15 protein-coding genes are annotated in these 14,246 nt (G+C 40.2%); all 15 read left to right on the forward strand.

Translation table 11 applies throughout. From position 1 onward, the window contains the following. Position 1 precedes the first annotated feature (1 nt). The 15 genes from fapR (at position 2) to trmD (ending at position 14,232) form a co-directional block, all read left to right on the forward strand. The gene (gene fapR, locus AC4G3O_RS09065; RefSeq protein ID WP_066100552.1) at positions 2 to 586 is read left to right on the forward strand and encodes a transcription factor FapR; all 585 of its coding nucleotides are present in this window, start codon (positions 2 to 4) and stop codon (positions 584 to 586) included. After that, positions 583 to 1,560, forward strand: coding sequence for a phosphate acyltransferase PlsX (gene plsX / locus AC4G3O_RS09070; RefSeq protein ID WP_491136082.1), 978 nt, complete (start codon positions 583 to 585; stop codon positions 1,558 to 1,560). Before fapR ends, plsX begins: the two co-directional genes overlap by 4 nt. Positions 1,561 to 1,609: 49 nt before the next feature. Next, the gene (gene fabD, locus AC4G3O_RS09075) at positions 1,610 to 2,569 is read left to right on the forward strand and encodes an ACP S-malonyltransferase (protein ID WP_139891561.1); all 960 of its coding nucleotides are present in this window, start codon (positions 1,610 to 1,612) and stop codon (positions 2,567 to 2,569) included. Continuing rightward, positions 2,562 to 3,308: a 3-oxoacyl-[acyl-carrier-protein] reductase gene (gene fabG / locus AC4G3O_RS09080; RefSeq protein ID WP_066100536.1), complete on the forward strand. Its 747-nt coding sequence runs from the start codon at positions 2,562 to 2,564 to the stop codon at positions 3,306 to 3,308. The genes fabD and fabG overlap by 8 nt, the downstream gene beginning before the upstream one ends. A 73-nt stretch (positions 3,309 to 3,381) precedes the next feature. Continuing rightward, positions 3,382 to 3,615, forward strand: a complete 234-nt coding sequence (locus AC4G3O_RS09085) for an acyl carrier protein (RefSeq protein WP_066100531.1) — start codon at positions 3,382 to 3,384, stop codon at positions 3,613 to 3,615. Positions 3,616 to 3,784: 169 nt separating this feature from the next. Beyond that, on the forward strand, positions 3,785 to 4,510 hold the full coding sequence (rnc, locus tag AC4G3O_RS09090; protein WP_066100529.1) for a ribonuclease III: 726 nt from the start codon (positions 3,785 to 3,787) through the stop codon (positions 4,508 to 4,510). Positions 4,511 to 4,552: 42 nt separating this feature from the next. Then, positions 4,553 to 8,122: a chromosome segregation protein SMC gene (gene smc / locus AC4G3O_RS09095; RefSeq protein ID WP_490558369.1), complete on the forward strand. Its 3,570-nt coding sequence runs from the start codon at positions 4,553 to 4,555 to the stop codon at positions 8,120 to 8,122. Between the two features lie 13 nt (positions 8,123 to 8,135). Then, positions 8,136 to 9,125 (forward strand): signal recognition particle-docking protein FtsY, encoded by a 990-nt coding sequence (ftsY, locus tag AC4G3O_RS09100; protein WP_490558248.1) that lies wholly within the window; start codon positions 8,136 to 8,138, stop codon positions 9,123 to 9,125. Between the two features lie 349 nt (positions 9,126 to 9,474). Continuing rightward, a complete protein-coding gene (locus AC4G3O_RS09105) occupies positions 9,475 to 9,813 on the forward strand; it encodes a putative DNA-binding protein (RefSeq protein WP_066100523.1) in 339 nt (112 codons plus the stop codon). 11 nt (positions 9,814 to 9,824) lie between these two features. Then, entirely contained in the window at positions 9,825 to 11,171 is a 1,347-nt protein-coding gene (ffh, locus tag AC4G3O_RS09110; protein WP_066100520.1) for a signal recognition particle protein, read from the forward strand. 95 nt (positions 11,172 to 11,266) lie between these two features. Then, positions 11,267 to 11,539 (forward strand): 30S ribosomal protein S16, encoded by a 273-nt coding sequence (rpsP, locus tag AC4G3O_RS09115; protein ID WP_066100518.1) that lies wholly within the window; start codon positions 11,267 to 11,269, stop codon positions 11,537 to 11,539. Positions 11,540 to 11,553: 14 nt separating this feature from the next. After that, positions 11,554 to 11,784, forward strand: coding sequence for a KH domain-containing protein (locus AC4G3O_RS09120; RefSeq protein ID WP_066100515.1), 231 nt, complete (start codon positions 11,554 to 11,556; stop codon positions 11,782 to 11,784). Between the two features lie 786 nt (positions 11,785 to 12,570). Continuing rightward, positions 12,571 to 12,957: a YlqD family protein gene (locus AC4G3O_RS09125; protein ID WP_066102285.1), complete on the forward strand. Its 387-nt coding sequence runs from the start codon at positions 12,571 to 12,573 to the stop codon at positions 12,955 to 12,957. Between the two features lie 16 nt (positions 12,958 to 12,973). Then, complete coding sequence (rimM, locus tag AC4G3O_RS09130; RefSeq protein ID WP_066102282.1) at positions 12,974 to 13,492, forward strand: ribosome maturation factor RimM; 519 nt, start codon at positions 12,974 to 12,976, stop codon at positions 13,490 to 13,492. Then, on the forward strand, positions 13,492 to 14,232 hold the full coding sequence (gene trmD, locus AC4G3O_RS09135; RefSeq protein ID WP_066100512.1) for a tRNA (guanosine(37)-N1)-methyltransferase TrmD: 741 nt from the start codon (positions 13,492 to 13,494) through the stop codon (positions 14,230 to 14,232). Before rimM ends, trmD begins: the two co-directional genes overlap by 1 nt. The last annotated feature ends 14 nt before the right edge of the window (positions 14,233 to 14,246 follow it).

Consider the following 14,246-nt stretch of genomic DNA (forward strand, 5'->3'; position numbering starts at 1 on the left):
TTTGAAAAGAAACAAGAAGGATAGACAAGCTATATTAAAGGATATGATACAGGATAATCCTTTTATTACCGATGAGGAATTGGCTGAACAATTAAAGGTTAGTATCCAAACGATTCGTCTGGATCGCCTCGAACTATCCATCCCGGAATTGAGAGAAAGAATAAAGTCTGTCGCCGAGAAAAGAATGACAGACGAGATTAAATCTTTACCTGTTGATGAAATAATCGGGGATATTATTGATCTTGATTTAGATAACAGTGCTATTTCCTTGTTGGATATAAAACCTGAACATGTATTTAAGAGAAATAAAATAGCCAGAGGGCATCATTTATTCGCACAAGCCAATTCATTGGCCGTTGCGGTAACTAATGAGGAACTGGCGTTAACAGCAAAAGCTGCCATCCACTTCACAAAATCTGTGTATGAAGGCGATCGTGTGATTGCCAAAGCCAAGGTTATTGAAGTGGATAACGATAAAGGAAGATCCCTGATTACTGTGCATAGCTATGTAGGTAAGGAGCTTGTATTTAAAGGGGAGTTTTCCATGTACCGAACGACTACAGAGAAAAAGGATGAACAAGAATGAAAATTGCATTAGATGCTATGGGTGGAGACCACGGACCAAAAGAGTCTGTGAAAGGCGCAGAAAAAGCGATTAAATCTTTCCCGGAACTAGAAATTATGCTTATTGGCGATGAAGCTGAAATTAAAAAGCATTTAACTTCAGATGAACGGATAACCATTATCCATACGAATGAGGTTATAACTGGTGATGATGAACCGGTAAGAGCAGTGCGAAGAAAGAAAAATGCCTCTATGGTACTTGCTGCTCAGTATGTAAAAGATGGACAGGCCGATGCGTGCATCTCAGCAGGAAATACGGGAGCTCTAATGGCCGCAGGTCTCTTTGTGGTTGGAAGAATTGATGGAATTGATCGACCTGCACTTAGCCCAACATTACCGACAATTGATGGAAAAGGATTTGTTCTGTTGGATGTGGGAGCCAATGCTGATGCGAAGCCGGAGCATCTTTACCAATATGGCTTGATGGGGTCTGTTTATGCTGAGAAGGTCCGCAATATTGAAAAACCGCGAGTTGGTTTATTGAATATTGGTACCGAGGATAAAAAAGGAAATGAGCTTACCAAGCAGGCATTTGCTTTATTGAAGGATGCTAACTTTAATTTTATCGGTAATGTGGAAGCTCGGGATTTGTTAAATGGAGTAGCTGATGTTGTCGTAACCGACGGGTTTACCGGAAACATGGTTTTAAAAACAACTGAAGGTACGGCTTCTGCTTTATTTAAAATGTTAAAAGAAGCGATGATGGTCGATCTAAAGAGCAAACTGGCCGCAGCTGTTTTAAAGCCAGGGTTTAAAGAACTGAAAAATAAGCTGGATTACTCTGAATACGGTGGTGCAGGTCTATTTGGATTAAAAGCTCCTGTCATAAAAGCACATGGTTCCTCAGATGCAAATGCATTCTATAATGCCATTCGTCAGGCGAAAATTATGGTAGAACATCATGTTGCAGAAACGATTCATGAGGCAATAAAATAAACGAAGAAAAGGGAACGAATGTAAGGGGACGAATAGTAAGGGGGATATGATGACTAAATTTGCTTTTATTTTTCCGGGTCAGGGCTCACAAACTGTAGGTATGGGAAAAGATGCTTACGACAATTATCAAAATGTGAAAAATCTCTTTTTAAAAGCAGATGAATGCTTGGCTGAAGAGTTCAGTAAGCTTATTTTCGAAGGACCGCAAGAGAAATTGACACGTACATACAATGCTCAGCCGAGTCTGTTAATTACAAGTTTAGCGCTTCTTAGCGTATTTCGTGAAATGTCTGATTTAAAACCTGATTATATGGCAGGCCACAGCCTGGGTGAATATACGGCTTATGCTGCAGCTGGGTCCATTCAATACGAGGATGCGGTAAAACTCGTACGAAATCGAGGCTTATATATGGAGCAGGCTGTTCCATCTGGGATAGGCACGATGAGTGCTATTCTTGGTATGGATGAGTCAAGTCTAGAAGAAGTAACGAAAACGATAACGAATCAAGGTGAACCTGTACAATTAGCAAACTTAAATTCCCCAGGCCAAATTATTATCTCTGGAACAATGGATGGGGTAAGATTGGCAGGAGAGCTTGCAAAGGAAAAAGGAGCAAAGAGAGTGCTTCCCCTGGAAGTCAGCGGTCCTTTTCACTCTTCGTTGATGAAACCCGCAGCGAGTAAGCTTGCGGATACACTCAATACAATAGAAATTAGGACTCCTGATTATCCAATCATATCGAACTATACGGGAACCCTAGCTGGAACAGGTGATGAAATAAAAGACAGTCTGGTCAAACAGCTGTATTCTCCAGTGAAATGGCAGCAATCTGTTGAGTATATGATTCATGAAGGTGTGACAACCTTTATCGAATTTGGTCCTGGAACTGTTCTTTCAGGCCTAGTTAAGAAAATCAACCGCGGTGTTAAAGTATACTCAGTCAAAGATATTGAATCATGTAAAAATGTGGTCAGTTCACTTGATGCGGAGGTTAAAGCAAATGGGTAAATTGGATGGGAAAATTGCGCTTGTGACGGGCGCATCTAGAGGAATCGGTCGTGCCATTGCTATTGCTCTGGCAAAAGAAGGGGCTTCAGTTGCTGTTAATTATGCCGGGAACAGCGAAAAAGCTGAAAATGTTGTTAAAGAAATAACGGAGATTGGCAGAGAAGCAATATCCATCCAGGGGGATGTGACAAATGCTGAGTCTGTTACTGATATGGTGAAAATTGTAACTGAAAAATTTGGCAAGATTGATATTTTGATAAATAATGCAGGAATCACACGTGACAATTTGTTGATCCGTATGAAGGAAGATGATTGGGATTCTGTCATCAATACAAACTTAAAAGGTGTTTTCCTTTGTACAAAAGCTGTATCCAGGCAAATGATGAAGCAAAGGCAGGGACGGATTATTAATATTTCGTCTGTGGTGGGTGTGAGCGGAAATGCCGGTCAGGCCAATTATGTAGCTGCTAAATCAGGAGTCATAGGGTTAACCAAAACATCGGCTAAAGAATTGGCAACACGTGGGATTACTGTAAATGCGATTGCCCCTGGATTTATTGAAACAGATATGACCAATGCATTAACGGAGAATGTTGGAGAGCAAATGTTGAAGCAAATACCATTGGGCCGATTTGGTAAGCCGGAGGACGTGGCTAAAACAGCTGTTTTCCTGGCTGCGGAAGATTCCGGATATATTACTGGCCAAACGATTCATGTCGATGGCGGAATGGTTATGTAATAACTCAAAGATTGAATATGTCGATTAACCCTTGTACAATATACTAGATGCAATCTTGAAGGGAGGTGAAGTTGTGTCAGACGTATTAGAGAAAGTATCTAAAATAATCGTAGATCGCCTTGGTGTAGATGAATCCGAAGTAACACTTGAAGCTTCTTTTAAAGATGATCTTGGTGCTGATTCCCTTGATGTTGTGGAATTGGTTATGGAACTTGAAGATGAATTCGGTATGGAAATTTCAGATGATGATGCTGAAAAAATTTCAACAGTTGGCGATGCTGTGAACTACATAAAAAGCCAAAACTAATTAGTTCTTATGAAAAGCTCCGTATAAATACGGGGCTTTTCATGCTATTATAATAAAAGTCTGTATATATCAAAGAATTTCGTTATCAATTTGTACCTTTTCCAATTCTTTGGATTTATATATACTAAAATGTGAGAAACTTTTTAGTCAGATTTAGCAGGGGGTCAATATGCAGAAGAGTAAAAGAAAGATAAACAATGATGCAGATTTTATCGCATTTCAGGATCGGCTTGGTGTTTCATTTGAAAACATCAATTTATTAAAACAAGCATTTACACATTCATCCTATGTGAATGAGCATCGTCGCAAGCCATATGAAGATAACGAACGATTGGAATTTTTGGGGGATGCGGTATTGGAATTGACTGTATCACAATTTTTATACAAAAAATTCAATACGATGAGTGAAGGAGAATTAACAAAGCTTAGAGCTGCTATCGTTTGTGAGCCTTCACTTGTTAAGTTTGCCACTGAATATTCCTTTGGTCCTTTAATATTACTTGGAAAAGGGGAAGAAATGACTGGAGGAAGGGAACGTCCGGCTCTTCTGGCAGATGTCTTTGAGGCTTTTATCGGGGCATTATATTTAGACCAGGGGTTAGATGTCGTAATTGAGTTCCTCAAAAAATCAGTCTATCCAAAAATAGATAACGGTGCTTTTTCTCATGTGATGGATTTTAAGAGCCAGTTACAGGAATTGGTTCAGAAAGACGGAATTGGTACATTGGAATACAAAATTCTTAATGAAAAAGGTCCTGCACACAACAGAGAATTTATCGCCAGAGTATCCTTGAATGGGAAGGAATTTGGAGCAGGTAAGGGCAAATCGAAAAAAGAAGCAGAACAACATGCTGCGCAGCAAGCATTGATGCACTTGCAGAAAAGCAGTAAATAAATGATTAAAAGGCAGTTGGGTACCATGTCAGAAGATAAACAATTGTTTTTGAAACGATTGGATATAGTAGGTTTCAAATCTTTTGCTGAACGCATTTCCGTTGAATTTGTTTCGGGTGTAACTGCTGTAGTAGGTCCGAATGGAAGCGGAAAAAGCAATATCACAGATTCAATCCGTTGGGTGTTGGGTGAACAATCTGCAAAATCGTTGAGGGGCTCCAAAATGGAGGATATTATTTTTGCTGGAAGTGACTCCAGAAAGGCTCTTAACTTTGCAGAGGTTACACTTACATTAAATAATGAAAGTCAGTTCCTTCCGATTGATTTCCATGAAGTTAGTGTCACAAGAAGGGTGACCCGTTCTGGTGACAGTGACTTTTTCATTAATAAAAAACCATGTCGTTTGAAAGACATCGTTGATTTATTCATGGATTCAGGACTTGGGAAGGAAGCTTTTTCAATTATAAGCCAAGGGAAAGTAGAAGAGATTTTAAGCAGTAAAGCGGAGGAACGCCGCACTATATTTGAAGAAGCAGCTGGTGTATTAAAATATAAAACAAGGAAGAAGAAAGCGGAGGTTAAGCTTGAGGAAACAAGGGCTAACCTGAACCGTGTTCATGATATTTTACATGAACTGGAGGGACAGGTGGAGCCACTCAAGATACAGGCATCCATTGCCCGCGATTATCTTCAGCAAAAAGAGGAACTTGAGGAATTTGAAGCTGCCTTGCTTGTATATGAAATTGAAGTCCTTCACGAAAAATGGACTTCATTATCAAAGCAGCTTGAAGAGCATCAAATAAAGGATTCTGAATTCAGTTTATTAATTCAGAAAAAGGAATCCGCAGTAGAAGCGACTCGCTTGCAGTTGACTGAGCTAGATAATCGTATTCAGTCTTTACAGTCTACTTTGTTATCTGTCAGTGAAGAACTTGAAAAGGTAGAAGGCCGTAAACAAGTTTTAATTGAAAGAATGAAGAATGCAAGCCAAAACAAGCAGCATCTTGAAAAAAGTCTGCAAAACTGGCGAGATAAATTGATTCAGGTCTCACGTATCCGAGATGAAAAAGTGGGTACATTGCATCTTCTTCAGGCAGAAACGAAAAACTTTAAACAAAAATTACAGGAAAAACAAAATTTGCTTAGTAACTTTGCGGGAGACCTGGAAGCTAAAATTGATGCTCTGAAAAGTGAGTATATTGAACAGTTAAACCAACAGGCTGCGGCGAAACATGAGCTGACCTATTTAGAACAGCAATTAAGTCAACAGCAAAGTAAGCATGCAAAATTAGACCTTGATAATGGCAAATTATTGTCTTCTAGGGAACAGGTGACGGCTCGCTTGAAAGAAACGGAAATCCGACTCCATGCCGTTCAGCAGGATCTAGAGAACCAAATTTATCGTTATCGTGAATTACAGCATTCGCATGAAAATTTAAAAACCCAATATGAAAAACAGGAAAAAACTCTTTATCAGGCATATCAATATTTGCAAAAAGCGAAATCACGAAAAGAAATGCTTGAAGAAATGGAAGAGGATTACTCCGGATTTTTCCAGGGTGTAAAAGAAATTCTTAAAGAAAAGAATAAAAAATTACATGGAATTGAAGGCGCTATTGCTGAATTACTTAATGTGCCGAAGGATTATGCGGTTGCCATTGAGACTGCTCTGGGTGGAGCCCTGCAAAATATTGTAGTGGAAGAAGAACATCATGCACGTACAGCGATTGCTTTCTTAAAACGAAATCGACTTGGAAGAGCTACGTTCTTGCCTTTATCCACAATAAAAGGTAAGTCTGTCCCTTCTCAGGTTTTACAGACTGCTGGGTCTCATCAAGCTTTTATTGGGCTTGCTGCTGATCTTGTTCAGTATGATGAGAAGTATAAAGAAGTTATGACGAGTCTTTTGGGCAATGTTTTCATTGTTCAGGATTTGATCGGAGCTAATGAAATTGCAAAGCTTACAGGATATCGGTATAGAATTGTTACCCTGGAAGGGGATATTGTCAGTCCAGGTGGAGCAATGACAGGTGGAGCGAACAGACAGTCGGGTTCATCTATTCTTTCACGTAAGGGAGAAAAAGAGGAACTTGTCGAGAAAATCGCGCAAATGGACGAGCAGACAGCCAAGCTGGAAGCTCATGTAAAGAAAATCAAAGCAGATTTGGCTGATTCTGAGAAACAAGTCACCCGTCTTCGTGAAGCTGGTGAAACGCTTCGTTTGAATGAAGAATCTATTAAAGGGCAAATAAGAGAGCTGCAGCTTGAAGAACGCAATGTCAATGAACGATTAACGATTTATGATATGGAAAAATCGTCACTTGATGAAGAACGCCATATGAAAGAAAGTCGTATAAAGGAATTGGTAAACAGTCTCTCCTCCTATGAACAATCCATTAAACAAATGGATGCTGATATTAGCAGGTATACCGAGCAAAAGCAGATGGATCAATCGAGCAAGGATTCCCTTGTAGAGGAATTGAATGAATTAAAGATTCAATTAGCATCAAAAACCGAACAGCTTCAGCATCAGCAAAATGAAGTAGAGCGGTTGACATCAGAATTAAATGAGGTAAAACAAAACATTCGTGAAAATGAAGAAGACCTTTCTCTGTTAAATGGTGAAATGTCATCAAGCTCCACAGGTGAAACTAATCTGGAACAAACTGCAGCAGAGAAGCTGGAACAAAAGGAACAAGCGGTTCGTGAAATTGAAGCTTCACGAGCAAAGCGACAGGAACTATTAGAGCTTGTTGAAGAAAATGAAATGGAACTAAAAGAGTGGAAACGCCAGCATAGAGGACTATCAGAAACATTAAAAGACGAAGAGATTAAACTCAATCGTTTAGATGTGGAAATGGACACCCGTTTGGATACGCTTCGGGAGGAATATGCACTTACCTTTGAAGCAGCTAAAGAACAATATCCACTTACGGTTGAACCTGAAGAAGCAAAACGGAAAGTGAAATTAATTAAGCTTTCTATCGAAGAGCTTGGTACAGTGAATATTGGAGCGATTGAAGAATATGATCGCGTTTCAGAGCGATATGAATTTTTAACAGCTCAAAGAGATGATTTGCAGGAAGCAAAAGATACATTGTTTGATGTGATTGATGAAATGGATGAAGAAATGAAGCGCCGTTTCGAGATTACCTTCAATGCAATTAAGAAAGAATTCAATTTGGTGTTCCCTTCACTGTTTGGCGGAGGTCGAGCAGAGCTCAAGTTGACAGATCCAGAGGACATACTAAATACCGGTGTGGATATCATTGCACAGCCTCCTGGTAAAAAGCTGCAAAATCTCAGTTTATTATCAGGCGGGGAACGTGCGCTGACAGCCATCGCTCTTTTGTTCGCTATTTTACGCGTAAGACCTGTTCCGTTTTGTATATTGGATGAAGTGGAAGCAGCGCTTGATGAAGCGAACGTGTACCGTTTCAGCCAATACTTAAAGCAATTCAGTAAAGAAACGCAATTTATCGTAATCACGCACCGCAAAGGAACAATGGAAGAAGCGGACGTCCTGTATGGTGTTACCATGCAGGAATCAGGAGTTTCGAAGCTTGTTTCTGTCAGGTTAGAGGAATCAAAGGAATTAATTGAATCAACTTAAAGGTGGTAAATACATGAGTTTTTTTAAGAAGCTAAAAGAAAAATTTAGTGAACAAACAACTAGTACATCTGAAAAGTTTAAACAGGGATTGACTAAAACAAGAAATTCATTTTCCGAAAAGGTCAATGATTTAGTTGCCCGCTACAGAGAGGTGGATGAAGACTTTTTTGAAGAGCTTGAAGATGTCATGATTCAGGCGGATATCGGTGTTGAAACCGTAATGGAATTGATTGATAAGCTGAAATTTGAAGTGAAACGCCGCAATATAAAAGATACAAAAGATGTACGAAGTGTTATATCTGAGAAGCTTGTTGAAATTTATCAGGCTGGTGAGGAGAAATCCACTGCTGTAAACATTCAGGAAGATCAACTGACAGTTATTCTGTTTGTAGGTGTGAATGGTGTGGGTAAAACGACAACGATTGGAAAACTTGCTCATAAATATAAGAGTGAGGGTAAGAAGGTCCTTTTGGCAGCGGGAGATACTTTCCGTGCCGGTGCGATTGAACAATTAGAAGTATGGGGCAATCGGGTTGGTGTAGAGGTCATTAAGCAGGGAGCAGGTTCAGATCCAGCTGCTGTTATGTTTGATGCTGTGCAGGCTGCTAAATCACGTAAAGCGGATATCCTTCTATGTGACACAGCAGGAAGACTTCAAAACAAGGTTAACCTTATGAAAGAGCTTGAAAAGGTTAAGAAGGTTATTGAACGGGAAGTACCGGGTGCGCCGCATGAAGTGTTGTTGGTTCTCGATGCCACCACTGGACAGAATGCGTTAATTCAAACCAAAACATTTAAGGAAGCCACAGATGTTTCCGGGATTGTATTAACAAAGCTAGATGGAACAGCGAAAGGCGGAATTGTCATTGCCATTCGCAATGAGCTCGGCATTCCAGTTAAATTCGCTGGCCTGGGTGAGCAAATGGATGATTTGCAGGAATTCGATGCAGAACAATTTGTATATGGATTATTTGCCGAGTTAGTAGATGAAGCAGAAGAGTAAACCATTATTTTGAAGGGAGAGCCTGTGTTTATACGGGCTCTTTTCTCTTTTATGGAGTCTATGTCGTAATTTTAGAGGATTTTTAGACAGGGATAATCATTCGGGAAAAGGCAGTTGGTTCGAAAGGAGCAAGGATAGAAGAGATTTACCATTGGTGTCACCTTAGAATCTATTTATTTAAATAAAAACTGCGCTCTTTTGCATGTGTTTTTAAAACTGAAATATGACAGTAAAGCATTGGTAATACAAGCCTTGCCTCTTCAGGAAAGGGTTCTTGACATTCTTTGATTTTCCGATTAAACTTGTATATTGTAAAGGTATTTCACTTAACAGAGTTGGAGGGTCAGTAATGCTCGAGAAAACAATGCGGATGAATTACCTATATGACTTCTATCAATCATTGCTGACACCAAAGCAAAAAAGTTATATGTCTCTTTATTATCTGGACGATTATTCCCTGGGTGAAATTGCCGATGAATATGAGGTGAGCCGCCAGGCCGTTTATGATAATATTAAGCGAACAGAAGCGATGCTTGAAGAATACGAGGCTAAGCTTTTACTGTTTTATAAATCACAGGAACGCAGCCTTTTGCTCAATAAGTTAGGAAGTTTAACAGAACAGATGAATGAAAATGATGTTAAAGAACAACTGATTGAGATTATAGCATCTCTTGAAAAGTTAGATTAGGAGGCGGCATAATGGCATTTGAAGGTTTAGCCGACCGACTGCAGGGCACTTTGCAAAGAATCCGAGGCAAGGGTAAAGTGACGGAAGCTGATGTAAAAGAAATGATGAGAGAAGTAAAGCTCGCACTTCTTGAAGCAGACGTTAACTTTAAAGTAGTTAAGGATTTTATCAAACGTGTCAATGAAAGGGCTATTGGTCAAGAAGTTTTAAAGAGCTTGACACCTGGTCAACAGGTAATCAAGGTCGTTAAGGAAGAATTGACGGAATTAATGGGTGGCGAACAAAGCAAGATTGCTGTTTCAAATCGTCCTCCAACTGTTATCCTTATGGTTGGTTTACAGGGTGCCGGTAAAACAACAACCACAGGTAAACTGGCTAATCTGCTCCGCAAGAAATATAATCGTAAACCAATGCTAGTTGCAGCCGATATTTACCGTCCCGCAGCAATTAAGCAGCTTGAAACTTTAGGCGGTCAGCTCTCTATGCCTGTCTTTTCTTTGGGAGATCAAGTGAGTCCTGTAGAAATTGCCAAGCAAGGGGTTGCCAAAGCTAAAGAAGAGCATTGCGATTATGTTTTAGTCGATACAGCAGGGCGTTTGCATATTGATGAAAATCTGATGGGCGAATTGGCTGAAATTAAAGAAGCTGTAAAACCAGATGAGATTTTCTTAGTTGTAGATGCCATGACAGGACAGGATGCGGTCAATGTAGCTAAAAGCTTTAACGACCAACTCGAAATCACCGGTGTTATTTTAACCAAATTGGATGGAGATACACGTGGTGGTGCAGCATTATCAATTCGTTCAGTAGCTGAAAAACCGATTAAGTTTGTCGGTATGGGTGAAAAGATGGATGCATTAGAGCCATTCCACCCGGAACGAATGGCTTCAAGGATTCTAGGGATGGGCGATGTTCTCACGCTGATTGAGAAGGCCCAAACTGATGTTGATGAGGAGAAAGCACGCGAACTCGAGAAGAAGATGCGTACAAACTCTTTCACATTTGATGATTTCCTCGAACAGCTAGCACAGGTCAAAAAAATGGGACCGCTGGATGACATTTTAAAAATGCTTCCAGGTGCAAACAAAATTAAAGGGATGAACAATCTTTCCATTGATGATAAGCAAATTGCTCATGTTGAGGCAATCATTCAATCAATGACGAAGAAAGAGAAGGATCAGCCTGAAATTATTAATGCCAGCAGACGTAAACGGATTGCTAAAGGAAGCGGAAGACCGATTCAGGAAGTAAACCGACTTCTAAAGCAATTTGAAGACATGAAGAAGTTGATGAAGCAAATGACTGGCATGCAGCAAAAAGGTAAGAAAAAAGGCGGCTTTAAGCTACCTTTTATGTAAAAAAATATGGGTGTTAAGAAAAAACACTTTACAAGGGTATATTGATTTGGTAATATACTATCTTGTGTGATACTATTCGGAGGTGCAAGTATAAAATGGCAGTAAAAATTCGTTTAAAACGTATGGGAGCTAAAAAGACTCCTTTCTATCGTATTGTAGTAGCAGATTCTCGTTCTCCTCGTGACGGTCGTTTCATTGAGACAGTTGGAACTTACAACCCAGTTGCAAACCCAGCTGAAGTGAAAATTGACGAGGAACTTACTTTACAATGGCTTCAAAATGGTGCTAAACCATCTGACACAGTTCGTAACTTGTTGTCAAAAGAAGGCATCATGGAAAAATTCCACAACGCGAAGCAAAGCAAGTAATATAAAGGTCCGTTATGATAGAATTGATTGAAACAATCGTAAAGCCTCTTGTCGATCATCCGGATGACGTGACCGTAGCAATGGATGAACAAGCCAATAAGATTGTTTTTACCCTGTCGGTCAATAAGAAAGACATGGGGAAGGTAATCGGCAAACAGGGGCGTGTAGCTAAAGCTATTCGAACAGTAGTGTATACTGCTGCATCCAAGAATGACAAAAAAGTCTATCTGGAAATACGCGATTGAAAAAAGGAGGGAGCAATCCCTCCTTTTTCTTATATATTCATGCATACTCACTAAGGGCTGAGCAAGAGGGCAAGGAGATGAGGTAACGAAGATGTTGCCACAGGATGTGGCGTTTTTAGTCTTCGTTCCTTGAATTAGGCCCTTCAGCTTTTGGTTGTCATCCAGCTTCATGAGCTAGGAGCTCGGGACATAAGCATAGCCTCTACAGGAGGGCAACAGGATGTTGGACACAAAGACGTTGCGACACGATGTGGCGTTCTTAGTCTTTGTACCTTACCCCCCCTTCCGAGCCTCTGTCTTATGCTCCTCACTCCTGGGCGAGCTCTTTCAGCTTTTGGTTGTCATCTAGCTTCGACGGCTAGAAGCTCAGGACATAAGCATGGTCTCTTCGGGAGGGGAGAGCGCCTCCCTCCGAACCCCTGTCTTATGCTCCTCGCTTCTGGGCGAGCCGTCTCAGCTTTTGGTTGTCATCTAGCTTCGGCTCCTAGACCCTCGAGACATAAGTGTAGCCACTGCGGGAGGAAAGGACGCCTCCCTACGTGCCTCCTCTTATGCTTGTCGGGTCTGAACAGTCGCCTCAGCTTTTGGTTGTCATTTATTGTGGTTCGGGATAGTATTAAGTTATGAATTATGAGGGTTTTGGGTTGGTTAAAGTGTGAAGTGTATAATCCATACATAGTACCGTTATTTGAAAGTAGCTATAATGATGATGAGTTGATAAGTTTCAGGATTTCTTCAGTACCGTAATACAATTGGTGGATTGGTATGTATGAAAGAGGTGCCATAATGAAAATACTTCAAAATGTTATAGTGAAACAGGTATTAACTGAGAAGAGTAAAATACAGCTGTTGGAGCAGTTTGAATATAAAAAAAGCGTTTTGAATAAAGAATGTGATCAATTGCGCTTTGAATTAAAGAAGCTGGAAAAAACAAAGAAATTTCAACCCGCAAGCTTAAAAACGCATTTTGAGAAAGAAATCGATATGCGTAAGGAAAAAGTGAAGCTGCTGGACTTTCAAATTCAACAGCTTGATATTCTCCCCTATGGGAGTGAATTAAAGGAACGAGAAGTTCAGGCAATAATTGATGTTGAAGTCGGGCAAAATTGGGAAGAAGTTGTACAAACTAAAACCATCATTATTAAAGATGGAATCATTGATGAATTTAAATAGAGGTGAACAGAAAGAAATGCAAAAATGGTTTAAAGTTGGCAAAATTGTTAATACCCACGGAATAAAAGGCGAGGTCAGGGTTATTTCAAGCACTGATTTCCCGGAAGAACGATATAAAAATGGGAGCACTTTATATATCTTTAAAAAGAGCTCAAATGAGCCTATTGAAGTCACTGTTCAATCTTCAAGACAACACAAAAACTTTTATTTATTGACGTTTGAAGGGCATGGCACGATAGAATCAGTGGAGTCTTATAAAGAAGGCGTATTAAAGATATCAGAGGAACAAATGGGCAGCCTTGATGAAGGGGAATATTATTACCATGAAATCATCGGATGCACAGTACGTACTGCAGATGGTGCCGAATTGGGTGTGGTAAAAGAAATCCTTTCACCTGGAGCAAATGATGTATGGGTCATCAGCGGGAAAAACGGTAAAGAAGTATTGATTCCTTATATTGATGATGTTGTTAAAGAAATTGATGTAGATGCAAAAATGATCTCGATTGATCCGATGGAAGGACTGCTTGATTAATGAGAATCGATATCCTAACCTTATTTCCTGAAATGTTCAGCGGAGTGTTTGGATCCTCCATCCTTAAGAAGGCTGCTGAAAAACAGGCAGTTGAATACCATACCCATAATTTCCGGGAGTATTCAGATAACAAGCATCAATCTGTTGATGATTACCCATATGGCGGTGGGGCAGGAATGGTACTGAAACCTCAGCCGATTTTTGATTGCTTGGAGCAAATCACTCCAAAAGAGCAGAAGAAAAAGCCTCGGGTCATCCTTTTATGTCCACAGGGGGAACGCTATAACCAAGCTAAAGCAGAGGAACTGGCAAAGGAAGATCAGCTTATTTTCGTGTGCGGGCATTACGAAGGGTATGACGAAAGGATACGCGAACATGCGGTAACAGACGAAATATCAATTGGTGATTTCGTATTAACGGGTGGAGAGCTTGGAGCAATGGTGATCATCGATAGTGTAGTGCGGCTATTGCCAGGGGTGCTGGGGAATGAGGATTCACCTGTACTGGATTCATTTAGTTCAGGTCTTTTGGAACACCCTCATTATACGCGTCCGGCTGATTTTCGCGGGATGAAGGTCCCGGATGTTCTCATTTCGGGAAACCATAAATATATTGAGGAATGGAGAAAGAAAGAATCTTTGCGCAGAACCTGGCAAAGGCGTCCGGATTTATTGAATCATTATGATCTGACCAAAGAAGAAAAAAAATGGCTCGAAGAAATAAAAAATGAAGATAGATAGTTGCGCTTTAGGTG

The sequence above is a fragment of the Bacillus sp. z14 (2026) genome, assembly GCF_058313575.1.